Annotated in this window: 17 protein-coding genes; 8 read left to right on the forward strand and 9 right to left on the reverse strand. The window is 57.1% G+C overall.

What is annotated here, in order from left to right; translation table 11 throughout:
* Positions 1–47 precede the first annotated feature (47 nt).
* The 5 genes from ACQUSQ_RS13450 to ACQUSQ_RS13470 are packed head-to-tail and all read right to left on the reverse strand — an operon-like array spanning position 48 to position 11,068.
* Positions 48–3,995 (reverse strand): helicase-related protein, encoded by a 3,948-nt coding sequence (locus ACQUSQ_RS13450; protein WP_435069821.1) that lies wholly within the window; start codon positions 3,993–3,995, stop codon positions 48–50.
* A gap of 17 nt (positions 3,996–4,012) precedes the next feature.
* Positions 4,013–6,901 carry a DUF1156 domain-containing protein gene (locus ACQUSQ_RS13455; protein ID WP_435069822.1) on the reverse strand — a complete coding sequence of 963 codons (2,889 nt, stop codon included), beginning with the start codon at positions 6,899–6,901 and terminating at the stop codon, positions 4,013–4,015.
* A gap of 6 nt (positions 6,902–6,907) precedes the next feature.
* Complete coding sequence (locus ACQUSQ_RS13460) at positions 6,908–7,549, reverse strand: DUF7680 family protein (protein WP_066419074.1); 642 nt, start codon at positions 7,547–7,549, stop codon at positions 6,908–6,910.
* Positions 7,549–10,848 (reverse strand): ATP-binding protein, encoded by a 3,300-nt coding sequence (locus ACQUSQ_RS13465; protein ID WP_435069823.1) that lies wholly within the window; start codon positions 10,846–10,848, stop codon positions 7,549–7,551. Before ACQUSQ_RS13465 ends, ACQUSQ_RS13460 begins: the two co-directional genes overlap by 1 nt.
* Entirely contained in the window at positions 10,841–11,068 is a 228-nt protein-coding gene (locus tag ACQUSQ_RS13470; protein WP_004594467.1) for a hypothetical protein, read from the reverse strand. Before ACQUSQ_RS13470 ends, ACQUSQ_RS13465 begins: the two co-directional genes overlap by 8 nt.
* Before the next feature lie 227 nt (positions 11,069–11,295).
* Here ACQUSQ_RS13470 and ACQUSQ_RS13475 point away from each other — a divergent pair, with 227 nt between their 5' ends.
* From ACQUSQ_RS13475 to ACQUSQ_RS13485, 3 genes are all read left to right on the forward strand, one after another.
* Positions 11,296–11,481 carry a hypothetical protein gene (locus tag ACQUSQ_RS13475; protein WP_232590525.1) on the forward strand — a complete coding sequence of 62 codons (186 nt, stop codon included), beginning with the start codon at positions 11,296–11,298 and terminating at the stop codon, positions 11,479–11,481.
* Positions 11,468–13,969 carry an AAA family ATPase gene (locus ACQUSQ_RS13480; protein ID WP_232590524.1) on the forward strand — a complete coding sequence of 834 codons (2,502 nt, stop codon included), beginning with the start codon at positions 11,468–11,470 and terminating at the stop codon, positions 13,967–13,969. Before ACQUSQ_RS13475 ends, ACQUSQ_RS13480 begins: the two co-directional genes overlap by 14 nt.
* A gap of 222 nt (positions 13,970–14,191) precedes the next feature.
* Positions 14,192–15,220 carry a Cdc6/Cdc18 family protein gene (locus tag ACQUSQ_RS13485; RefSeq protein ID WP_435069827.1) on the forward strand — a complete coding sequence of 343 codons (1,029 nt, stop codon included), beginning with the start codon at positions 14,192–14,194 and terminating at the stop codon, positions 15,218–15,220.
* Positions 15,221–15,238: 18 nt separating this feature from the next.
* Here ACQUSQ_RS13485 and ACQUSQ_RS13490 read toward each other — a convergent pair whose 3' ends face one another.
* Positions 15,239–15,925, reverse strand: coding sequence for an SOS response-associated peptidase (locus tag ACQUSQ_RS13490; protein WP_435069829.1), 687 nt, complete (start codon positions 15,923–15,925; stop codon positions 15,239–15,241).
* A 182-nt stretch (positions 15,926–16,107) separates the two neighbouring features.
* Between ACQUSQ_RS13490 and ACQUSQ_RS13495 the strand changes: the two genes are divergently transcribed.
* The 4 genes from ACQUSQ_RS13495 (at position 16,108) to ACQUSQ_RS13510 (ending at position 21,250) form a co-directional block, all read left to right on the forward strand.
* Positions 16,108–17,553 carry a ribonuclease H-like domain-containing protein gene (locus ACQUSQ_RS13495; protein ID WP_435069831.1) on the forward strand — a complete coding sequence of 482 codons (1,446 nt, stop codon included), beginning with the start codon at positions 16,108–16,110 and terminating at the stop codon, positions 17,551–17,553.
* 273 nt (positions 17,554–17,826) lie between these two features.
* Entirely contained in the window at positions 17,827–18,771 is a 945-nt protein-coding gene (locus tag ACQUSQ_RS13500) for a hypothetical protein (protein WP_435069832.1), read from the forward strand.
* Positions 18,772–18,773: 2 nt separating this feature from the next.
* Positions 18,774–19,079, forward strand: a complete 306-nt coding sequence (locus ACQUSQ_RS13505) for a hypothetical protein (RefSeq protein ID WP_435069834.1) — start codon at positions 18,774–18,776, stop codon at positions 19,077–19,079.
* 2 nt (positions 19,080–19,081) lie between these two features.
* On the forward strand, positions 19,082–21,250 hold the full coding sequence (locus tag ACQUSQ_RS13510; protein ID WP_435069835.1) for a type B DNA-directed DNA polymerase: 2,169 nt from the start codon (positions 19,082–19,084) through the stop codon (positions 21,248–21,250).
* Positions 21,251–21,389: 139 nt separating this feature from the next.
* On the opposite strand, the gene orc4 is transcribed toward ACQUSQ_RS13510, so the two are convergent.
* The 3 genes from orc4 to ACQUSQ_RS13525 form a co-directional block, all read right to left on the reverse strand.
* Positions 21,390–22,622 (reverse strand): DNA replication protein Orc4, encoded by a 1,233-nt coding sequence (gene orc4 / locus ACQUSQ_RS13515; protein ID WP_092893736.1) that lies wholly within the window; start codon positions 22,620–22,622, stop codon positions 21,390–21,392.
* Between the two features lie 713 nt (positions 22,623–23,335).
* The gene (locus ACQUSQ_RS13520) at positions 23,336–23,989 is read right to left on the reverse strand and encodes an HNH endonuclease (protein WP_435069837.1); all 654 of its coding nucleotides are present in this window, start codon (positions 23,987–23,989) and stop codon (positions 23,336–23,338) included.
* A 54-nt stretch (positions 23,990–24,043) separates the two neighbouring features.
* Positions 24,044–24,367, reverse strand: coding sequence for a hypothetical protein (locus ACQUSQ_RS13525; protein ID WP_010904196.1), 324 nt, complete (start codon positions 24,365–24,367; stop codon positions 24,044–24,046).
* A gap of 138 nt (positions 24,368–24,505) precedes the next feature.
* On the opposite strand from ACQUSQ_RS13525, the gene ACQUSQ_RS13530 reads away from it, so the two are divergent.
* Positions 24,506–25,295: MarR family transcriptional regulator (locus tag ACQUSQ_RS13530; protein ID WP_435069840.1), on the forward strand; the 790-nt coding region annotated here is incomplete at its 3' end.

Below are 25,295 nucleotides of genomic sequence, written 5' to 3' on the forward strand. Positions count from 1 at the left end.
TTCTCGGCTTTGCTTATAATAGATGGGGCAACCGATCCCGTCTACAATTATGACTTCTTTGTTGATTTCTCTCGGTTGGTGAGGAATTGATCACACCACGTCGGAAGGGAATCCATCGATCCGTTTTCAGTTACTGTTCCATCGCCTGCAATCCGGGTGAACACGCCGTCTCGTCCCCACGCACACACTACTGGCTCCTGGTCTTGGTCGGGTCGGGTCACGATTCGCTGTTGGAATCGCGACGGCTCCTCACTCACATCCTGCAGTACTGTGAGGAGCTGTCCTAGGAGTGGATGACCTGGCGCAAGATGCTGCACTGATGGGAACTCGTCAGCACACACAGCTGAGAACGTCACCGCCACTTCATCAGCAGCAGTCGCAATTGACTGTGCAATCGTCTGTTCCCCATCCCCGGCTGTGACCTCAATCGGTGCGTCACCTACTGAGAGGCGATATGTACTGTCCGCAAAGTCAAAGTCCCCGTCATCGTACTCGAAGTCAATCTCGTGAACCGGGGTAAATTCGACACCGGCGTCGGCGAGAGCGTCGTTATCGACCAATACTGACTGGAGGCTTGGTGTCTCGAACGGAGGTTGATACTCGTACTCCTCCTCGCCGACGTCGACGAGATCCGGGTGACTGTAGGACTGCCACGCATCAAGTTTTGCTTCGTCGACGACGTCCTGAGCGACGAGGTCGTCGACGTCCTCGAGTGACTCTCCGACATCGACGCGGTCGCCCTTATCGCGTTCTTCGAGTTCTTCAGAGAACTCGCGGTCAGCTGATTCGACCGCAGACTGGTCGTCAGCGCTGTCGGCGTTCAAGGTCGCATCCCGAATCTGTTGGCTGACGCCGGAGAGTATGGGTTGCATCTCACCGACGACGTTTTCGAAGAGGCCAATCCGGTCGTCAAGGCGATCGTAGATGTCCGTCTCAACCGTATCCTCGTAGCTGTAGTTGAGAATACGAATCTCGTCGAATCGTTGGCCGATACGGTCAATCCGACCGATACGCTGTTCAACCCGCATCGGGTTCCACGGCAGGTCGTAGTTGATGAGCGCCCCACACTCCTGGAGGTTTAGCCCCTCACTCGCGGAGTCGGTACAGACGAGGATATCGACCTGCCCATCATCACGTGAGAATTCACGCTTCACGCGCTCTTTCCCGACATGCTCCCACGTTTCAGAATCGGGGTCGTACAGCTCGCCGCCACGACCAGAGTACGTCGCGATTGTCGCTCCTAGAAGGTCCGCGAGACTGTCCCGGATGAAGTCCATTGTGTCCGCGTACTGCGTGAAGACAATCACCCGGTTGTGGCCAGCCCGGTCCAGCTCGTCGAGGTCGTTGTACAGCTGCTGAATCTTCGGGTCTGTATCAACCAAGTCTAAGTCGTTCACGAACGCTTCCAGAGCCTCGATTTCTTCCTCGATAAGCTGTTTCCCCTCTTCAGTCACGCTCGGGATGAGTTCAGAGAGGTCCAGGTCGTCGCTACTAGCGTCGAGTTCATCCAGAACGTCCCCGTCGTCAAGGTCCGCATTTTGTAGCGTTTCGAGGACGACCTGCTCCGCATCACCATAGTCCCGGTCACGAGCGCGCTCCCGACCGGCGAGCACGGTTCGTTGCGCCCGGAGTGTCTCAAGCCGGTGTTTCAGGCTCTGACTGATCGCATAGACACTCGACGTGAGTCGCTGTCGATACGTGGTCATCACGAACCCGATGGCGCGTGTTTGGGCTTCGTCAGTCTGCTGGGCTCGCTTGTAGAACTCACGTGTGTACTCGTCGATCTGGTCGTAGACCGCCCGTGTCTCCTCGGTGAGTTCGATTTTCCGTTGTTCGGGATTCCGGTTCGGAACGGTCGTATCGAGGAGACCGACCGCCTCGTACTTCCGGAGTGTATCCCGTGTATTCCGATGAATGAGCGCGTCGACGGGTGTGGACTCCGCGAGAACATCGCGGATGACTCGCCAACCACCCGGGGAAAGTTCGTCAAGTGCGTCCTGTCGGTCGCTACGGGACGCCATCAACCACTCGTCGGCGTCTTCAGGATAGAGGAGCCGTTTGAGTTTCGTATCCTCGCTCGCCTCGAAGCGGTCGATGTCATAATCTGCCATCGCATCGTCGACATGGTCGAGATAGCCGTCGTAGGCGTCTCCATAGGCTCGTGCGAGCCGGCACGCGGTCAGCACACGCTCTTTGGCAATGGCACGGTCCTGTCCGTCCTCATTGATCTCGAGTTCGTCTGCAAGGTGCTGGAAGACTTTTGAGGAGAATGGTCGGTCCGTCGGGAGCCGATCTTGGTGTTCCAGTCCATCGAGCGTGGCCTGCGTATCCCAGGAAGCCTCCGCTTCGTCGGACTCTGAACTCGGGTTGTCGAGAACCTCGTTGAGGGCCTGCGACAGCCCGTCTCGAGTTTCGAAGAACTCCATGAAGGTATCCCGGTTATCCCAACCACCCGGAAGATCCAGCAACTGCATCAGGTCGTAGAGTTCGCCAGAGTGCAATTGCATCGGGGTGGCAGTCAGGAGGTAGTAGGCGTGCGTATAATCGCGAAGCTGTTCGAGAAGAGCGTAGAAATTACTGCCACGCCGGGCGTTGTGCGCCTCGTCGACGATGACGGCGTCCCACACGCCCATCCGGTCTTCCGTATCGTGGTCGCGTCCGCGACAACTTGCCGGAATGACGTTCCGAGACCGGTCGGATACCCGGTCTAAGGGAGCGACCTGATCCCACCGGTCGTCGAGACGAGCCGTGTGCCAGGACATAATGACGACAGTCGGCCCATCCAGCGGCGACGATGCATCGGCATCAGTCGACTGCTGTTCGTAGAGGAACCGCCAGATGGGGCTGTCCGCCCATTCGTGCTCCCCAGTGAGGTCGAGGTCCGTTGCCGATGGTGGATAGTGGTCGCGACCGCGGACGTCCCGGAATACGTGATCGCCCGCTGTATCCCGGTCGAATCGGACGGCGTTGATGTTGAACTTCTCCCAGAGCTCTTCCTGCCACTGCCGCTGCAGACTCGCCGGAACCAGCAACAGCCCGGTTTCAAGCTCCCCGGTGAGTCCAAGCCGGGAGAGTGTAAGACCGGCCTCGATCGTCTTCCCGAGTCCCACCTCGTCACACAGCAAGAAGCTCTGTGGATATGTATTGACGAGTGTGTCCGAGACAACTCGTTGATGTGGCCACGGCGTGATCGTGCTCGCTTCCTCGGCCAGTGCGAGCCCACCGGGCGAGAGCGGTCCATCCTGAATGATGTTCGCTTTGTCGCGCTCCGTCGGCGGAGCTGTACCGTTCGCGATTTGAATCGCTTCCTGGAGATCGCTCTCGGTGTCTGGGGCTTTCCAGTCGATGATGTCCTCTTCGATCGCTTCGGGGAGGTCATACACTTCGACGAAGGGGTGTTCATCACTCCACAGTCGCTCGAAGGTCTCCTCGTCGCCGGCGACGTAGTCCGCCTGTTCAGGAACCCACGAACGGTGGACTTTGAACCGCTCGTAGTTGCGAGCCCAGCCGCCGACCGTCTCGTTGACGCTGCCCTCGAACGAAATCGTGTTTCCGTCGCTATCGTGGAAGAGTCCAACTTTCGGATGGAAGATCTCCCAATCGTGAGAGGGAGAGCGTGGATAGGCGACCTTGATGTGGATCCGCCCCTCGCGGAGGAGACGCGCGAGAATACGGAGATTCGCATCCAGGCGTTCGTCATCGAGGTCCTCGAGGTTTTCCTCGAGGCGGTCGGTGAGCGTCTCTAGAACCGGACGGTCTGACTCGTAGAGTTCGGTGCCGACGATGAGACGCATTTCACCATCGTTCTCGACGAGGGCGTGAATGCCGTTGGCAGCAGCCGCGAGTGCCGTACTGGAGAAGTAGCCCGCAATCCGGTCGTATTGCTGGCTGCGTTCCAATGCGGGCTCGTAGAAGTCCTTGACGAGATGGGCGCGTCCCTGCTCGGGTTTGCTCTCGTAGATGGACTGCCACTCGCGGTCACGTAGATTAGTCATACTAGAGGAGTTTCGAGTTAGGCGTGGTCACCGAGTTCGGTCTGTTCGGCCCTGTCTTCCGAGACGTCAGTGAAATCAGTGGGGGTGAATTCGAGACCAAGTGCATCGTGGGTCCGACCTAAGGCGAGGTCGCGAGCGGCTTCCCATTCCGAACTCCTCTGGGGAAGAACTTGCAAGAGAGCTTTCAGTGTTGCCTTGAACCCCGCGTCTGTGTCGAAGTTGCGTTCTTTGAGCCAATCAATCGCGACGTCCTCACCCTGTTTCTCGTAAACGTGCATAGCGGCGTGAACCGCATCGAGGGCGATTGTGAAGGACAGTGCTTCGGGATCGACGGGCGTCCGGTTGGATCTCTCTTCGGGGGGCAGAGTGATATCTTGGACGCGGTCCTCGTGAGTCTTCAACTGAATGTCACCACGTTTCTTCCCCCAAATTTTCGTAGAGCGTTTGATTTCGTCGATATCGACGCCCACGCCGAGGCCCAGTTGGTGGCCGTCATCGTAGTGGAAGGTGTCGGATTCATGAACCAGCCAAGAGAGGATATACCACTCAGTAATGTCGTCCAAGTCTCCGAGTCCTTCACCCTCAAGATACTCCTCAACAAGGACCCGCGTCACTGCTTCACGAGCTTCTTCAAGAGCGCGACGGGGTGGAACCTCGTTATCTTGGTCATCAACAACTGGATAGGCGTCAGCGTATACTTTCAAAGTTGGTCCGAATGCAGAGATAATCACGTCCGTTTTTGTAAGTGAAAGACCCGAATTAAGGAGTTCGCGGGCAGCATCCTTAGCAACGTCTCGTGTATCTGTACGAACATCACTCCAAAGGGTCGGGGTCGAGTCCGTCTCGTGCTGATTAGCATCAACGGGTTTGCGGCCCGTGAGGAGTAACGTGCTGTCGGCTGACCCGCCACCTCGGGTATCGGTCCTCTGTGGCATTTCACTCGTGATGGGATGTGTCGAAGTTACAGTAAATCCAGATCTGATGAGTGATTTAGTGAGAGTATCCCACGCGCTGGACTCCTTATGCGTGAACATGACGGTCATTACTCCACCAGGCTCAAGCACTCTGTAGAGTTCCTGAAAAATCTCTGCCATTTTATCTTCATAATCTTCAGAGGCGAACTCCTTTTTGGACTTTGAGCTATCTGCGACTTCCTCGTACTCAGCGACATTCGCCACAGCCTCGTCGTCCTTATCTGAGAGTTCACCAGTGAACATCTCGGGGAAAGTGTCCCCAAGGTATTCTTTCAACCAAACGTAGCAAATATCCGAAAGTTCGGAATAGATAATGCTGTCGTAATATGGCGGGTCAATAACAACCGCCTGGACGGTGTCAGATTCAATATCCAAGTCGGCTGCGTCACCGACTAGAACCTCCGATTCGGGATCTTCGATATCTTGAAGATATGAGACAAGCTCCTCGTAGGAGTCGCGGACACGATTGAAGTTATCTTCCCATGATTGATTTCCTGCACAGAGGTTGTTATCAACGAACGACCATTGGAGTGTGAAGTGCTTCCCGCCAAGAGCATTTGCGGGGTATCCTTTTCCAGTGTCGAGTGGTGCAAACCGTGTATTTCGATCAATAGCCTTACTGGATACAAGAGAGAGTATCGTGAGGATAGCTTCTGCCTCCTTCTCTGAGTGGCTTTCGCGGATTTCGTCTTCCACTTCCTCAAAGGCTCGAAGATACTCATAATGAGTGACGAGTTGGCGATCAGTAAACGCATCTCGCCATTTACTGACTCCGTACGGGCCAGCTCGATCCTCATCACCGATGTACCGATCTTGAGTGAGAATTGTATTCAGTCGGAAATCAGATTCCGTACGCTCAGAGGCTTTTTCACAGGCTTTGTAATCCTCCTTGGTCGGGGCCCGCCATCCAGAACCATCGTTGACATACTTGACACCGTAGATTGTCGTGTCATACTCGCCATTCTTAAAGGCTGTACGGATATCATCTGACTCCATCACGACAGGACAATTCAGACATTCTGCGCCACTTCGGGAATGAGGGCCATTCTGAGGGTTGAACTCGTTTTTCGATACCTCATCAGGAAGCCGTACACAGTCGTACTCGACACTTTTCGGTTCTTCATTCAGACGCGGGCGGGCAGCAACGCCGCTTGTCGACGACTGTTTCTGAAGCCACCACTTCTTCACTAGTGGTATTTCGAATCCACAGTCAGGGCAAGTGACGGTATATGTACAAGCATAATGGGATGGACTACGGCGGTCGTTCTCACTAGGGAAGTACTCTTCAAGCCGCTCTGAAGCGAGCTCATCAACTTTGTCACTCCACCGGTTCAATTCGCTCTGCAGAGAACCCACCTTCGGCGCGTACTCATTCATAACCTTGAGCATTAGCGACGGGATGGGATTCAATTCGTTTGCGATCGTTGGGAGATCGTACCGGAGTGCTTCAAATGGAATTACACCGCCACCAGCTGTTGGATCTAGAACGGTAGGTAGTTCTCCGTCCCATTGACGCCGAAGAAGTTGGTGAATCTCATTTCGTTCGTTCTCACTCGGTGACTGAGTGAATGGACGGGGGTAATCGTAGTGGTCTTGTAGTGTTCCATCCCGTTCATCCTCAGTACTCTTCTTTCGTGCGACGTATTCTACAATACTCTCGCCGTCTGTTCCTTGAGATGGGCCAATCTGCATCCACCGGAGCATATCGTCAGCATCAACCCCCGAAGGTAGAACAGAAGCTAGGACGGCAAGTCGGGAGGCGGGAGTTGGTCGCCGCGCAAACCAAGGATGGAGATACCGGTGAGGCGGCATATGTTGGGGGTTAGCCTCTTTTAGATTCTCGATTCCAACTGCCTTGAGCGGGAGATTCCCCTCAATAGCAAGCTGATCTAAATCGGATTGCTCATCGATATCAGGGTTATTTTGAGTCATGGAAAATCACTTGATATGGTCCGTCAGCAACACTCGAAGGGCCTTTTCGCCGTTCGGACTCGACGGAGACCGACACTTTGCGTACCAGTAGTAACACTCCTCATCGCTCATCCGTGCAACGCCTCGAGCCAGCGACCGCATCCGATCGATACGTTGGATCGGCTTCACGCCACGGAAGGCAACAGCAAGCCGGACGCCTGCCGTCTCGGGTAGGAACACGAACCCAGCCCCGCCAGTGAGAACTTCTGATGAATCTCCTGGCGTGCCCTCAATCGCCTCCCTGACGACGTCCTGGAGCGCACGGACGCGGGTCGGGTCAAGCCGTGCGACCTTTGCGCCGGCCCACTCATCCCACGTCCAGCCATCGAGCTTGGAAAGGAGGTCGTCCCCAGCGATGTCCGAGACGAGATCCTCGACTGGTGTGATACTCAGCGAACGACCATCCCGCTCCAGGCGATCACGGCGGGCTTCAGCCTGTTCGCGAGGGAGTAGTTCATGGAGCGTCCACTCTCCGCCACCGTCTGTCTCCCGTCGGACGAGCGTGAACGTTGGGCGGCCACCGAACATACTCGTCCCGTAGCGGACCAGCCGATCCTCCTCTGTTCCCTCGGCGGGTGAGGTCTCAAATTCCGAACCGCGACTCGCCATCAGACCGTCACCTCCGAGCTCGCCTGAATCGGGCCACGTCCTTCGACCCTGACGTCGATGTTGCCCGCATCGAGGTCATTATCGAGGGCAGCGAGGAGGTCGTCACCCTCGTCAGTAATCGGTTCGGGCTCGTCAAACTGGAAGCGGAACTGAATGGTCTCTCGATCATCGCCGAACGAGCCGGGCTGGTCGATCACGTCACGAAATCGGCTCGGTGACCCCGTGAATTCCGCGCTGTACGTCCCGTCGTCAGTCCGAGTTTCGTACTGCATTCGAACCGTCACCGAGTCTTCGCGGGCTTTGAATCCGGGGCGCTGACTGATGAACTTGGCCGCTTGGAAAGGTTCGTCCCCACCGACCTGGATGGTCACCTCTTCAAGCAGCGGCGTCCGGTCAGTTCCGGCCTTCGATTCCGCATCGCGACGAACCTCTGAGAACGCCCGCGAAGCGGACATCATCTTCTTGCTCGCCTCCCAGGATTCCTCGGGCTGGCATTCCTCGCAGCGTCCGCGTGCGTCCAGCAGCTGCTCGCTAGCGACCTCTTTTCCGCAGGAGCTACAGGTCGTGTCGGACTGGTGTTCCTCACAGTAGTAGGGTTCGCTTCCTTCTGGGTTTTCAACCTCCGCCCCACACTCGGCACAGGTAGCAACCGTCTGTTCTGGCCGGTCGATTTCGTCGAGGTGGTCGTCGACGAGCGCGTCGATATCTCGATAAACGACGAAGGCACTCCCGATTTGGACATCGCTGTCCCGAATCGAGGTCTCGACATCGGGAGATTTCGCGAACGGTTCCGGATGCGGCCACGTTTCAGGCTCCGTTGTCCCGACCCAGTACGCTGTCCCAGACTCGCCATCCCAGTATGCGTACCCATGGTCACTAACGAGGGAGGAGACAGTCTCTCGAATCGGTTTTGTGCTGAAGAGGTAGTCCAGCCCCGGCTTCTTCGCGTATTGGTTGACCAGCGCTTCGGTGGACATAGCGTCCTGGGTCTGCTGCCAGAGTTTCTGTTGGACGTGAGCGGACCCACGAGCGCCGGCGTCGCGTTTCACGATCTTATCCTCGAGCGTTGTCTGGACAGCGTCGACCAGTGTCGTCCCGCCGTTGGATTCGGTCGCACCGATGGTGATGTGAGTAAGCCCGTCCCGGTCAGGGTAGTAGAGGTGCCGGTAGACGTTCCGAACGAGCTCTCCGAGCATCAGCTGTGCCTCGTCGCTCCGTTCTCGAAGCTCCTCGATTTGTTCCGAGGAGAGGTCGGCTTTCTGTTCAGGGCTATCAAGCAGGGCCTCTATAGCCTCGAGACGCCGAGCCTCGTCGATTGCAGCATCCATTCGATCAGCGTCAGGGGCGAGGAACAGAGCGTAGTTCTTGTAGATTCGCGTCTCAGTCTCTCCCTCGTGTTTTGCAGCTTGCTGCTCGTAGAGCTGAGTCACACGATTTGGCGGCGTATCGCCGCCGTCTTCGACAGCAGCGGTGTCCGGATGCATCACCGCGAGCTTCGGCGTATCCGGGGTATCCGGTAAGTCCGCCGGCGATTCAGGGAACTCCACCGGCTGGAAGCCACCATCGCCGATTTCCTTCGAGGTGAGACGGTTCTGGAAACGCGAATGAGCGCTTGCTTCGGGGGTAGACTCGATCCGCTGGTCGATGATCCGGATCAGATTTGGTTCTTGCTTGAATCGGAGGCGCTCTTCCTCGTAGAGGAAGTAACACGCGACGTCCATATCGTCGCCCCGAAGTGCGGATAGAGCGGCATCGTAGTCATCGAAGTTCAGATCGGGATGGCCGATGGCGAGGTTCAGATCGGCGTGAGTTAGGCCTGCGGCCTGTTCACCGTATGCGAGGCTGTGCCAGAGAACTGTTGTCGTCAGATGGGTACCGAGAGGCGGGAGACCGTTTTCGGTCCATTTTCTGTCCTCAAGCTGGGCGTGCGCGGTACCATCGTCGTCGTAGATGTCGGCAGTCACTGCGGGACCGAGATCGACGAAGTCGAATAGGCGCTCACGAAGGATCGTCTGAATCCCACCGCCAGGATCGTCGTCGGCGACTGTGAGGTCGTAGATCCGGATCCAGTGGCGGTCGTAACTGTCGGGCTGGTGATTCCAGAGGTAGTAGACAGCTCGTGCAAGTAAGCGGAGGGCGTCACGCGTGCGCTGGAATCGAGGGATCGTATCGATCTTGTCCGTGAGAGCGTCGATTAAGGAGGGATGGAAGGGGTACTCGCGAGCGAGGACATCCACGTAGCCAGCGTCGGTGGCTTCCTGTGGATACTGCCGGTCTTCCTGATCATAGAATTGGAAGTATGAGTCAGAGGCTTCGCTCGCGGCGTTTTCTGGAACTTCCGAGAAGAGACGGTGTTGAAGGACTTGTCCGATCTCGTTTTCGTCGGTCGGTGTGACCGTCTTGTGCTGTCGCCGGCCGATCTCGTTGACCTCCTCAATGTGATCACGGACGCCATCACGAACCCGGTCAGCCTGTTCACCAAACGCTGTATCCGCGATAGAGTAGACGACCGTGACGTGCTCCGACTCGGCAGCCGCTTCGAGGAGCGCCATCACGAACGAAAGCGTCTGATCGGCGAGCGTCTTGTCGCCGACAGGCGTGCCCGCGGCTTTGTTCATGTAGTCGGCGATTTCGTCGATCAGGATGAGGGCCGGCTGGTCGTGCTGAGCGAAGAGTTTCGAGAGCGTCCCCTCACCGGGGGCGTCTCGGTCTTGGTCGTAGTCCTTGAGGTACTCGTAGCCATCGAGCCCATAGAGCTGGTACGCGAGTTCACCCCACATCGTCCGGGTATTCGGAGCATCCGGATCGTCGTCGGCATGGCGGGCATCCTTGCTATCAGCCTTCGTTCCGATGAAGACCCCCGTCGCAATATCGAGGCCCTCTGCCACCGCATCTTGATAGTCGGCCGCAAGCTCCTCGTCGCCGTCCAGCAGGTAGTGCGAGAGGTCGTCAATATCTACGGGGTTCTCAGCAAGATGGTAAGAGGCGATAAGGTCGTGCGTTTTCCCACCACCGAACCGTGTGTCGAGACAGAGAATGCTCGAAGTATACGAGCCGGGGTCGTACTTTGTGGTCGCCAAGAAACGCCCCGTGAGATTGGAGAGCAGCGTGCGGAGACCCTCCGTGGGATAGGTCATATCGTAGAACGAGTCGGGGTCTCGATAGACTGGTGCTGCCTTCTCAGGGTTGTGGACGACAGTCGAGAGTTTCGCAGCGAACTGTTCCTCCTGGAGCGAGCCGTCTAAGACGTCGTCTCGTGGCTGACAGCTTTCGAAGAGAGAGGGATACTCACTACTCATCGATTTCCTCCGTGGGTGAGGAATCAGCTTCTGGTTTGGATACGATTACGAATTCACACTCCGTGCTGTTCTCGATGATCGCCTTGGCGATCCCCTTCGACTCCGCGACATCGACCTTGATAGCGTCCCCAACCTCCGCATCAAATTGGTCGAGTTCAGGGCCCGACAGATTCACCCGACCCGATTGGCCGGTGTTCTGTCCAATTGTCTTCTGAGTCATCTGGATACTCACATCACCTGACGGGAATGTTATAACCTTTACTTAGTCTAAAGCGAGTGATGCCCCAATTTTTGATTTACCATCCTACAGAGATAGATCTCGATTAACTCTATCAGTGTGTAGATGTAGTCATCGGTGATGATTGACTCACTATTGAGACCTTCGAACAACCCCATTACAGCTGGGTTGGAAAAGGAATATACCCTTAGCAATCACCAAGTGAATCTATGACGAAAGAACTCAATAGCCTACATAGGGAGATTCTCTCGGAGTTCAAGCGACGAATTGAGAACGATGAGGATATTCCAGATGCCGTTATCGCTGCTCTACAAGACGAAGACGACCTAGGACTAGAATCGGTCGATCTCGTAAAATCCGCAGTAAGTAAGGGAATTACTGATGAGACTGAGTAGTCTTAAGATCAGAGAATTTCGGGGAATCCGCTGTCTTGATATCAATTTTTCCTCCGACGGAATTCTCATCTATGGACCGAATGGAGTCGGTAAGAGTAGCATCATTCAGGCGATTGAGTTCCTACTCACAGGAGAAGTATCGAACGTAACGGGCACCGGAACTGGCCGCAAGTCACCAACTGATGACATTCACCATCGAGAAGCTAGTCCAGAGGAGTGTGAAGTAACCGCTACCTTTGAAACAGAAGATATCGAAGTTTGTATTCAGCGATGTCTTGAAGACGGTGAACTCACACTTGTATCCAGAAGTGACGAGAAAGACGACGAAGGACTCCCCCAATCTATTCGAACTCTTCAGGCAGCGACGAAAAGCAGGCTGAATTTCCTGACTCGTGAGGACTTGCTAAGATTCGTCGATGCTCCAGACAGCAAGCGAGGAGAGGCATTAAACGAAATGCTCCGGCTGGACAGGATTGATCAGTACCGGAAAACGCTCCAACGGGCCGAAGGAGACTTCGAAAGCCAACGGAGTCAGACTGAAGAGGAAATGGACGAGGCGCGTAGAGAATTTTATGACGAATTAGAAACGGGAGCAGAGGAAATTCTCGGCAAAGGAGCTCCTGCCGTGGCTTCCGACACGACTGCGCTGGAGGTGGTAAACGCACTTCGAGCCGAGTACGACGCAGATCCAATAGATGATCTTGGGACGATAGAGTTCACCGACGGAATCACCGAACCGAGCCAACCCTCCGTTCATCCACTTGCCCGCACCAAGACCGTCGACAGGCTCGGTGACGTCGCTTCAGGCGTAGACGATATCCGAGAGGATATAATAGAACCCTTCGAGGATTTGATAGGCACAATTGAGAAGCTGGATTCCCGCCCAAAACTAAGACGGGATATCCAGGCACAAAGCCTGATTCAGCAGGGACAGAAGCTCGTTGATGACGATACCGACCAGTGTCCACTCTGCTTGGATGACTGGAGCGACCGCGACTTGGCGGGGTTACTAGATGATCGGCGTGAAAATGTTACCGAGGCTGAACATCTGCGAAACCATATTAGCGAACGGATTGACAATCTACAGAGCGCCTTTCGTGATCTGGAGCGACCTCTGGAGTCGCTTATCAAAGATCTTGAACACGAGATTCCAGAAGATTACGAGCCCATCATATCAGAACAGGAACGCTTGGTAGAATTCAGCGAACAGCTGGCAGAGACACGGAATGAACTCACCTCAGGGGATCTCCTTGATATTCCCCACATAGAAGTGGATTCTACAGAACTCGAAGCTTCGTTGATTCCAGCAGACATCAACGAGACGCTCAATCATCTCCAGAGGATTTCCGAGAAAGTTGAAGAACCCGATAATCAAATGGCCGCCTATAGAACGCTTGCAGTAGCGACCGAGCGCTACGAGAAATACAAGCAGACTGTAGAAACTCTTGATGAAAAAGAGCGCCTCCATAGGATCGCCGAAACGGTCTTCACAGAGTTTCAGAGCGTCCGACAGCAGCTTATGGACGACACGCTGTCTGAAATATACAATGAGTTCGTATCTCTCCTCGATACTTTCTCCAGTGAGTTGATGGTAGATCCGGATGACGGGACGTTTCAATCAACAGATGCCGGAGTTGAGTTCCGAGTCCCGTTCCACGACGGCGAGACACATCGTCCGAACCTGCTGTTCAGCGAGGGTCAGCAGGACATCATTGGGTTAGCGCTGTTCCTTTCAATGACCCGTGCCGTCACCCCGGAGTCGGTTGATCTTGTGCTACTGGATGACGTTCTTTCTTCCGTTGATGCCGATCATCGAGCAAACGTGGCCCGCATTCTAAATTCTGAATACGGGGACGAGTTTCAGTTCCTATTCACGACTCACGATTTGGTCTGGAGCCGCCATCTCCGACGCAGCGATCACATCGACAGTGAGGAAAACGTGGTTCATTTGAGTAGCTGGAGCTACCACGCTGGCGTACACCAGCACATCGATATCACCCAGCCTCGTGAAAATATCGAATACCATCTCGAGAATAATGATCTAACGGCAGCAGCAGCTTGGGCACGGAAGATGTCCGAATACTATGTTGCGAGGGGATGCGAGAATTTCAATGTAGAAGTTAGATTCGACAAGATACGAAATCTTTCGCTAAGTGACTATCTTAATTCGCTAATGCCCGTGCTTTCCGATCGACTAAGAGAGGGGGAAACAGACGACGAGACTACACTAAATGATGGAGAAGTTGATGACTTGCTCGATACGATCGGCAACATGCAGATGTTTATCGATCAGAATCTCTGGGGAATGAATAAGAATGTCCACTATTCTGAGCCAGAGGCTGCGTCATTCACTAAAGGCGAACTTCAGTCAAACATAGAGGCTTTCGAGAAAATCTTCGAAGTAATTCACTGTGATGACTGCGAATCCTGGCGAAGTGAGAGTGACACAGGAATTGAATGCGATTGTTCGATATTATTGAAAACGTAGCTACCAGACATCCACCGAGATAACCCTATCACATAGAATGACCGTTAATTCCGACTGAAATGGAATGTGAGATCAGATGGTTCCGGAAATCCTATACTTCTATTGGTCAAACCAACACACAGCGCGCGGATATTGCCTCTCGATTTACTGCTCAGGCTGCTTTCCGGAAACAACCCGATCAGGCTTTTATTATCTGACCTAAAACCAGTCTATCAAGCAAAGATGATCCGCGATGCTCGCGTTCTCCGCGCCGGGTTCGTCCCTCGGGAAGTTGAGCATCGCGACGCCGAAGTCAACCATCTCTCTAGCGTCCTCGAGCCAATCACGAACGGTGAACCCGCCGACACGGCTATCGTCACCGGACCCAGCGGCGCCGGCAAGACGTGCATCTCGCAATTCGTCACCGAACGCCTACGTGAGGAGGTGCTCGACGTCGAGGCCACCTACGTCAACTGCTGGCGCAACTACACGCGGTTCCGCACGCTCTACCAGATCCTCGACGACCTCGGCGCGACCATCGACATCCACCGACAATCGACGCCGCACGACGAACTCGTCGACCGCCTCCAGCAGCACGACGGCCCGCGAACCGTCGTCATTCTCGACGAGGTCGACCAACTGGAGGACCCCAGCGTCATTTACGACCTCCACAGCCTCCCGCAGTTCGCGATCATCTGCATCGCGAACAAGGAAGAGGAGCTGTTCAGCCGCGTCGACGACCGCCTCGTGAGCCGCCTGCGCTCCAGCGAACACGTCCGGATGGACAAGTACCACGACGAGCAGCTGTACGACATTCTGAGTGCGCGGGCGAAGTGGGGCCTCGATGAGGACGTCATCACCGACGACCAGCTCTACCGGATCGCCGACGCGGCCGCCGGCGACGCCCGCCTCGCAATCGGCATCCTCCGAACAGCCGCCGGCAAGGCCGATCGCGAGAACCACGAGCGCATCACCGACGATATTCTCCTGGACGCCGCCGAGGATGCTCGGGCCCAGATCAAGCAGAAGAGCCTCGACTCGCTCACGCCGCACCAGCGCGTCGTCTACGACATCGTTCGCGAGCACGGCCCGGTCGGGCCGAGCGAGATTCACGAGCGCTATTCCGAGGCCGTCGATGATCCGCGGACGAAGCGGACTATCCGCACGTACCTCTCGAAAATGGAGCAGTACAACCTCCTCGAGGCGGAAGGGACGAGTCGGGACCGAGAGTACTCGCTCGTCGATTCAGCGGCGGCGTCACCGATGCAGTAACGGTGACCCCGTCAGCTTTCAGGAACTGAACTCGCCGAGGCCCGATTGCTCGTGGTCCAGCGGCTCGATGACCTGGGGGTCGTCGTTGCCGGGGGTGTTGACCCGCGTCGAGATCTCGTAGGCGTCTAGATCGTCCTTCGGGTACGGTTGGCACAGTTCCTTGCGGGTGTCCGGGTCTGCGGCGAGCCAGTCGGACTCAGCGTCCTTCGGGAGGACGACCGGCATCCGGTCGTGGATTGAGTTCATCAGGTCGTTCGGCTCCGTCGTGAGAATCGTGACGCACGAGATCGTCTCGTCGTCGCCCTCCCAAACGTCCCAGAGCCCGGCCATCGCGAATGCGGGGTCGTCCTCTCTGTAAATCCGGTAGGGCTGCTTCGACCCGCCGTTCGGCGATTTCCACTCGTAGAACCCTGACGAGGGGACGAGGCAGGGACGTGATTCCCACGCCCGCTCGAAGACGCGTTTCTCGTCGGCAGTCTCGGAGCGAGCGTTGATGATGCCCTCCTCGGGTTCATCCGCCCAGAACGGAATCAGCCCCCAGTGGTAGGCATCGATCTCGTCTTGAGCCTCGTTCGTGATGATGTGGAGGTCGTCACCAGGTGCGATGTTGTATCGGGGTGTGTACCCGCCGTCTGTGACGACCTCGGCGTCGAAGCGAGCCTCGAGGTCGGCCTGGTCGATGAAGAGCGAGTTCCGGCCACACATACCGAGGAGTTCGGAGGGAAGCATCTTCAACGTGGTCGCACAGGAATCTCACCGTTAACCAACAGATTGTCCCGATAAGCCTGCGTTGTTGGTTAACGACAACGGGGCGAAGAATCTCCTAATGACAAACGGTACACCTAAACAAACGATAGAAGAGGCTACACTAACTACGCTCAACCAAAATGACCCACATTCTCGCTGTATCTGACTGGCGCTCTCAACCTATTGACGATCTCTACACCATTCTCGAAACTGTAGAACCAACTCCAGATCTACTACTGTATGCCGGCGACGACCTTTCACGTTTCAAAAACGCCGATACTGACACAGATCATCTGGCAGAACTTGCTCGCCTCACGAAGCATCAACAATCGCTCTATGTCCGAGGGAACGACGACTTCCCTCCGTCAACTGGTCCGCAATTCGATTCGGAATTTACCACCGACCTCCACAGGACACCATACACCTACGAGGGTCTCGTGTTCATCGGCCAGGAAGGATCAACCCAGGGACCTGGTCTCATCACCTATACCGAGGACGACGTCCAACGGCACCTTTCCGAACACCGCACCGCTTGTGAAGACAGAACTCCGATTCTTGTCACACACACTCCTCCCTTCGGCATTCTCGATATCGGGAAGCGATTCGGGCAACAACATATCGGGTCGAAGGCCGTCAGGAGCTTCATAGACGACATCCAGCCCCCAGCTACCGTCTGCGGTCATTGCCATCAATTCGGAGGTAGAGCTGAAACCCTCGAGTACGGCACGGTGATCAACATCGCATCCCACGACGGAGTAGACGACCCAGGAAGATACGCACTCATCACCATCGACGCCTCGAAGGAGTCAATCGAATACGAGTTCTACGACACTCGCCATCTGCTAGGCAGTCGCCTGACTGATCTCGTCCAGGTCGGGAGAAACCGAGTAGAACAGTTCAGTGAGTTAGGGATCACTAACCCAGATGAAATTACCGAAGAACGGCGTGCCGAACTCGAAGCCCTCCCTGGAGCCTCGTCATGGCACGTGGACCGGTGGATTGCTCATCGACAGGCTTTCGAAAACGATGAGGTCGTGATTCTAAACAAGTCCGCCTTCGACGACCTTCACGATACGGAGCCTCTCCTCTTGGACATAGAAACGGATCTTCAGCAGGAGCGGATCTGGCTGGTCGGCACCTACAGTTACCAGAACGATGCGTACCGACAATTCTTCGGGCCTGACGACGAGTCAGCACTTCTTCAGGATCTGTCTGAGTACCTTGATGATCATGGCTCCGAGCCGATCATCTACTACGGAGGGAACTACTTCGACGAACAGTGTCTCAGTCGCAGATTCGACGAACACGGCATTACTGAGGGGATCGACCATCTGGAGCGAGCACACGACCTCGGGATTACTGCCCAACAGGAACTCTTTGGGCCCTTCAATCGGCATAAATTGGACGTCGTAGCGAGCGCACTCGGCTTTGAATATCAAGACCCGACTATCGACGGGTTTGTGGTCGGGAGCAAGTACACGCGATATCTCCTCGACGGCGAAGAACCAGACTGGGATCGACTCAAACAGTACAATAACGACGATGTAACCGCGCTGAGAACAATCGTCGATCACATCAGATCGTAGGCTCGGGGGATATGCGGGGCCGTCAACAGAATTACGTGAGGGCGAGATCGCCATACGTTCAGGAAGTCTTAACCAACAATCGAGTTGGAATCCCCGGTCTGTTGGTTAATTCGACGATACTGTCTGCCTTCCTCTCTGGAAACGTTCTCGGAAACGGTCGAACGATGGCAGAAATCCGTTGCCTGAGTCCGGTTCTACATACCTTCCAGCCCTTCCCTGAAACGCGGAAGCGCCACGCCGCGGCTTATCGGGAACGTAGACAACTAGTCGAGTATGGGAGAACATTCAACATCGAACCGATTGGCGGTGGACCAGCCGACACGGGGAGCTGACCGCAATCGGTCCCTCGCTGACCAGGCCGATCCGGCTACGGACGAGATGCTGCTGCCGCAGCTCGACGACGGCATCACCCTGCTCGACGTCGAGGGAGGCCGCGGCGTCCCGATCCTGCAGTCGCTCGTACTCGACCATCTCCTCCTGCAAGACGGGCCCGCCTTCTGGGTCGACGCAAACGGACACGCGACGACGACGACACTCGCCCAAATCGCGCCCAGTCAACGGTTGCTCAACCGAATTCACGTTGCCCGCGGATTCACCGCCTACCAGCACTACGGCGCGGTCTGTGATCTCCCGTCAGCGGTGAATAAGGTAATCCAGACGTCCACCGCCGATGCCGGGGCGGCCGGTCGAGGGCAACCAAGTCGTGACGAGGACACGTCGCCCCACACACCCGCCCTCATCGTCGCGCCGGCCGTCGACGCCCAGTACCGCGCCGACGATACCCTTGGCGGAACCCACGCGAAAACCCTCCAGGCTCGAACTCTCGCCCGGTTGGCGACCTACGCCGATGGGTACGACATCCCGGTGCTCGTTACGCGAAACGAACGAAACGAATTCACCGAGCCAGTCGCGACGGTCGCCGACCATCACCTCGAGTGCGAGCAAACTCGGATGGGCCCACGGGTCGTCGGCGAGGACTTCGAGACGCTCGTCTATCCCGTCGACGACGGCGCGTACTACCAGACGACGTTCGCGTACTGGCGGCAGCTGCTCGCGGCACGCGCCACGCAGGTCGGCGTGGAACCGACAACGCCGACGCCGTCGACGCCGACTCCGGAGGGTGTCGGGACAGGCGTCACAGCTGACGGTGAGACGGTGGCGCCCACTGCGGACCCCTTGCTCGATGCGTGGACCGCGACCGGGACAGGAGGCCGATAGCGATGGGGCGCACAAACCCGACGTACCGGGATGCGCTCCGGGCCATCGAAGAGCGGTGGGCGGAGTTCCGCCGGGCACTGCGGCGTCGCGACCAGCCGCGCTTCGACCGGCTGTTCGAGTACGCCCGCGAGCACGCCGACGCGAGCGGGCTGTTGAACCACCAGAACCCGCTGCTGCCGGCGCTACTCAGCATCGATCTCGAACAGGAGGCGCGCCTCGACGACCACGAAGAACGTCTCGAGGAGCTCGAAGCCGCGGTCACAGCGAGCGATGACCAGGAGGCCGCTCCACCGGACTCGAACCCGTGACAATGCCGTTCAGTATCGACTTTCTGGACGACGGCCGCGTCCTGGAGTGGGAGGCAACCGCCGACGGCGCCGTCGCGACCGAGCGCGATGACTACACCCCACGCTTCTACGTCGCCGCTCGCGACCCAGCGTCCGACATCGACCTCACGACACTCCAATCGGTGTACGACCAGCACCCGGATGTCGTCGCGACCGAGATGGTTGCGCGACGGCCGGGCTTTCGACGAGACGAGGAGACTGTTCTCGCGGTCAACGTCGCCCACATCGACCGCGTCACCCCACTCGCCCGGCAAGCGCGCCAGCTGTCGGACTATCCAGTCGGGGATCTCGCCTGCTTCAACGTGGACTTTTCGCGAGAGTTCCGGTACTGTCTGGAGACCGGTGCCGATCCGACGCCGGCGAGCGAACTGTCGACGCTCCGGCTCAGCGTTCCGGTGACCGAAACGAGCAACGACGTCTACGAGAAACTGTCCGTCGCCGGCGACGCCGTCACCGGCTCGCCAACGGATATCCTGACCGCCGTCCAAGGGGCACTCGAAGCGCACGATCCGGACGTCCTGGTCTGCTCAACCAGCGAGATCGTCCCGACCCTGTACGAGATGGCGACGGACGCCGGCGTCGACGACTTCTCGCTAAGTCGGTGGCCGGGTGTCGACTATCAGCAGCTCGCGAGCCGGTCGACGTACTCGAGCTACGGCCGTGTCGGTCACTCGCCGGCGCGGTACAACGTGCCCGGCCGGGCGATCATCGACGAGTCGAACACGTTCTTCTACGGGGAAACGAACCTCGACGGCGTCCTCGACCTCGTGTCGCGCTCGAAAAAACCCGTCCAGGAGCTTGCGTGGGCGTCGATCGGGAACGTGCTCACGGCGATCCAGATCTGTGAGGCCCACGACCGCGGCGTCCTCGTCCCCTGGAACTCCTGGCGCCACGAGTTCTACAAGCCGATGGGGACGCTCCACGACGCCGACCGCGGTGGCTTCATCTTCGCACCCGAGGTCGGCCTCCACGAGAACGTCCACGAACTCGACTTCTCCTCGTTGTATCCGAACATCATCTGCACCCGGAACGTCTCGCCGGACGTCATCCGGTGTGAGTGCCACAGCGACCGCGAGGACGTCCCCGGCCTCGGGTACTCGATCTGCGACGACCGGGGCTACCTCGTCGACGTGCTGCAGCCGATCATCGACGCTCGCGACGAGATCAAGGCGGCCATCCGTCGCAAGAAGGAACGGGACAACCCCGACGAGGACCGACTGGCAGAACTCGAGGGGCGGTCGGGAGCGCTGAAGTGGATCCTCGTCGCCTGCTTCGGCTATCAAGGGTTCAGCAACGCGAAGTTCGGCCGCATCGAGTGCCACGAAGCAATCAACGCGTTCGCTCGCGAGATCCTACTAACGGCGAAACAGCGACTGGAAGCTGGCGGCTGGCGCGTCGTCCACGGCATCGTCGACTCCATCTGGGTGACGCCGGACCCTGACGTCGACGACGAGGACCGCGAGGACCTCGGAATGCTTGCGACGGAGATTACGGACCGCGTCGAGATTCGGCTCGAACACGAGGCCCACTACGACTGGGTGGCGTTCGTCCCGCAGCGCGAGAGCGACGCCGGCGCGCTGACGAAGTACTTCGGAAAGGTCGCCGGCGACGACGACTTCAAGATAAGAGGTATCGAAGCCCGACAGCGTTCGACCCCGCCGTTCATCGAGGACGTCCAGCGGGACTGTCTCGACCGGCTCGATGCCACGCGGTCACCGCACGCGGTGCTCGGACGGCTCGAACGAGCAATCGACGAACTGCAGGCGGGCACCGTAGCAGTAGAGCGACTCGTGGAGCGGAATCGTGTCTCCAAGCCGCTGGAAGGCTACTCACAGAATACACAGAACGTGGCCGCCTTGAAACGGGCTCGCGAGCAGGACCTGGCAGTCCACCCGGGCCAAGATATCGAGTACGTGGTCGTCGACGACGAGAAATCCTCGCGAGACCGGGTCGCCCTTGCCCACGAGGAGATCGAGACCTACGACGCCTCGTACTACGAGACGCAGCTGGTCAGAGCGGTCGAGAGCGTGCTTTCACCGCTTGGGTGGGATCGGTCCGACATTCGCCGAGAGCTCTCCGGTGAGAGGGACGCCGTTTTGAGCTCGTTCGGAGCCACCAACGAACTGTCGTAGTGGACCCCACCCCTGGTTTCCGTCGTTTCGATCCAACCCCACGTTTCCGACGTAATTTTCGACCCCCCTCGTTTCCGTCGTTTCCTCACGCCCCACCCCAGATTTCCGTCGTCCGCACCCACTCAGTAGTAGGGGGTCACTACTCGCGAGTCCAGTCCTGCATCCGGCTGTCCTCGAGGATCGTTTCGCGGACGACCTGGGGATCTTCGATGAGTCGGTTCTGGAGGTGGATGCCGCCCGCACTCCCCTTGTTGATCTTCTCGATTTCGACAACCCCGAGGAAGGCTTGCTCTTTCAGGATGTCGCGGAACCGGCGGACGGAGAGGATATCCATATCGAGATGGTTGCAGATGCGTTCGTACTGGTCGTACACCCGGCTCGTGAGGAACGCATCGTCATTGCTGTTGACACTCAGTTCCGTGAGCGCCAGCAACGCCGCTTTCGCCTGCGTGGGTGCGCCGTTCACGAGTTCTCTGAACCGGTCCTTTTCGGCGTGCTGCTGTGCCTGGCGGACGTGTTCCTCCGTCACCTGCTCTGCTCCGGCCTCGTAGGCGACCTCCCCGGCGTGACGAAGAATGTCGATCGCCTTCCGAGCGTCGCCGTGTTCCTGCGCGGCGAAGGCCGCCGAGAGCGGAATCACGTCCTCGGAAAGGACGCCGTCCTGGAAGGCGTCCTCACGATTGAACATGATCTCCCGGAGCTGGTTGGCGTCGTATGGCTTGAAGAACAGCTCCTTGTGCTGGAAGCTGCTTTTCACGCGCTCGTTCACGTTGTCGACGTACTGGATCTTGTTGCTGATCGCGATGACACCGACGCTACAGTCGATTTTCCCCGCCTCCTCAGCGCGTGAGAGCTTCATCAGCACGCTGTCGTCGTTCATCAGATCGATCTCGTCGAGGATGATGATCACAGAATCGAATTGAGCGTCGAGCGTCTTCCAGAGGAGTTTGTAGTATTTCGACGTACTGAGGCCGGTATGGGGGACGGAGATTCCAGTTGAAGGTTCATCGTTCAGCTTCGCGGCCAGTGAGGAGATTGCTTGGGTTTCGGTATTGTCTTCAGCACAGTCGATATACGCTGTTCCAATCTCGACGCCATCCTGAGCGGCATTTTGAGCTCGTTGACAGACGTGTTTTGAAACGAGAGATTTGCCGGTCCCCGTTTTCCCGTAGATCATCACGTTTTCCGGGGAGTACCCGTGGACAGCACCGTTGAGACGTTTCGCGAGCTTCGAGATTTCCTCGTCGCGACCGACGATCCGGTCAGCCTCCGGCACGTGGCCGATTTTCAGGAGATCCTTGTTCGCGAAGATTCGATGCCCGGATTCAAAGAGTGGATCGTCGACAGAACTGGGTGAAGAGTCGGGCGTCATTGAATATCACACGGTGTGAGCGGGGGGAGTATAAATCTAGTGGAGAACGCCACCCCACGTTTCCGACGTTCCTTGTCCGATATCAGCCGGGAAATGCCGTCATTCGGTGAAATTGGATTGCTGACAATATAGCCGCGTTTCCGACGTGAGAGAGGAAACCCGTAGACGGAAGCATCGCCTCGATGTCGAATCCCGAACCCACACACCCCACGTTTCCGTCGTAATCACCGAACAGGTGGGGAGGGGACTCGAAGAAGACGTCCACGACGAGATACCAAAGACGAGAGCGGCCTATCCGTCCAATACTGGCCGTCTACAGAAGCAGCTGGAAAGGATTGTTTCATCTGAGGGGGCGAAGTACTTCGCCTCCTCATTGGTTGAAGTACACTTAATGAGCGTTTCTCAGCTATACCACTTTAATCTATGTGTTGCAGAAGTTAGTTCATCTCTAGATTGGTTCTAGGTCAACAGAATTAGTGGCTGTATAGCACTATCGTAGCCTCTCCCTACGCCGTCGTGGAGAAACGACGGAAACGCGGGGGGTGTGGTCCCTTCGAAATCAGCGTCACCCCCTCCACCAACATCCAGTTACGACGGAAACGTGGGGTGGGTGTCCTCCATCATCGAGTTTTACTCGTCCGGATTGATCGGGCCATCCATATCCTGCGGCATCTCGTCGAGTTCTGTCCTGAGCAAGGTATCTTCCTCCGGACCTATTCTAAGAGCAATTTCGGACGAAGCGGGACGCCTTCCCATCTGGTGTGACAAGGCTCACAGAGCGAGACTAGATTCGATGGATCGTGAGCAGCTTCGACCTCATCCTCATCGAACTCCGCGAACGGCCGAATATGATGTACTCGCGGCGTATATCCGAGTTCGTTTTCGCTACGGCCACACCCCTGGCAGGTTCGATTATCTCGCTCTAAGACCTGTTCACGCCGCTCTTTCCATAGCGGTCCATAGTTCGGGGTTGATTCCCAATCGTAGGTAGCTGTCTCCTCCTGCCATTCCCACTGACAGTCTCGACTGCAGAAATGGCGATCAGCTGATTCGATATCGTACTGAATCCGCCCGATTGTCTCACCGCAGTTTGTACATTCTGTCTGTGGACGATTTTCTATCTGCCATCGTCCCCTACACTCGTTGCTACAGAACTGGTTTGTCTGATCGTCTTTGAGATTCCACTCGTATCGTTTGAAATCCGTCCCACAGTAGTCGCAGTGGAGGGTGACTCTGTTGTCGTTTTGTTCAGACCGCCAATTCCCCTGACAAGTCTTATCGCAGAAGTGGTGCTCTGCACGCTCCACTACCGACGGAGGTCTTGAGATTGTCTCACCACAGAAATCACACTCAACTTCGATGGGCATGGGTCGGCCTCTCGCCGCCCATTAGCAACCGGCATCACTGATGAATGTCCGGGGCTATTCGTCCGGGTTGACCGGCCCTTTATATTTGGACTTCACTGAATCGCCCTCCCGCCACTGCCAGTAGTAGTAGCGATTGTCGTTGATTTCTTTGATCGTGATCGTCGCTTTGGCAGGGACGTCGTCCGGGAGATCGTCCGGTCGCTCTTCGACCTCTTCTTGATCTGCCGACTCCTCGAGTCGGGCCTCTCGTTCCTTGTGCTCGGCGAGCGCTTCAGCGTACGTCGCAACATCTCGGAGCTGCTCCGGGTCCGACTCGTTGAGCGTGTTGACGATCTCCGTCGGGAGGTTCGCCGGTGGGGTCGGGGGTTCGTAGGACATCGGCTACTCTCGTGTTAACCAACACGACCCACGAATCCATAGTTTTGTTGGTTAAGACGATGGAGACGACTCTCGTGCCTGCTGACTGTAACACTACTCGAAACTTCTTTATATACAAGTTTCGTACTATGTTACACCGTGCTCCGGCGTATCGAACTCGAGGTCCTCGCCACGGTCGACCGCGGCGACACGATCTCCGAACTCGCGACGAAACTCGACCACAGCGAGAGCTACCTCTCTCGTGCCGTCGCCGACCTCGTCGAAAAGGGACTCGTCTACACGGAACGCGACGGGCGGCGAAAACGAGTCGTTCCATCGGATGCTCGCGCCGTCGAACTCTACCGGGACCTCGTCCACCAGCACTCCCATATCGACTTCCCCGAGCTACTGACCGGCAAGGCACTCGAGGTGCTGTACTACCTCGACCAGCCGCGAACCGTCTCTGAGATCGCCGACCGGAGCGATAACTACCGCAACACGGTCAACCGCGTCCTCAAGCGGTTTCGCGACCGTGGGCTCGTCGGGACGGCCGACGGCCGCTACGAGTTCAACGCCGACTTCGACCGCCTCCACGAGTTCGCCCGTGAACTCGCACACCAGCTGCATCGTCAACGCCTCGAAGCCGCTGCCCCGAAGGGGACGATTCTCTGGGAAGACTACGACGAATTCCTCGCCCAAGCCGAGACGGAGATCGATGCGGAGGCGTTCCACGAAACAGGCCTCTCCCGGTTCGCGGCCTTCGACCTCCAGTTCCTGCTCACCGGCCATCGCTACTACGTCTACTCCGAGGATCTCGACGCAGTCTCGCCGGCGGAGGTCTGCTGTCACACACTGTTAATCGACGACGGCAGCCGCCACCGCTCGTACTGTCTCCTTCTACTCAGCCACGTCGACGTCGACGAGGCGGACCTCCGAGAGCAGGCGGCGA

Source organism: Haloplanus sp. C73 (assembly GCF_051195115.1).
In the GTDB taxonomy this organism is placed as follows: domain Archaea; phylum Halobacteriota; class Halobacteria; order Halobacteriales; family Haloferacaceae; genus Haloplanus.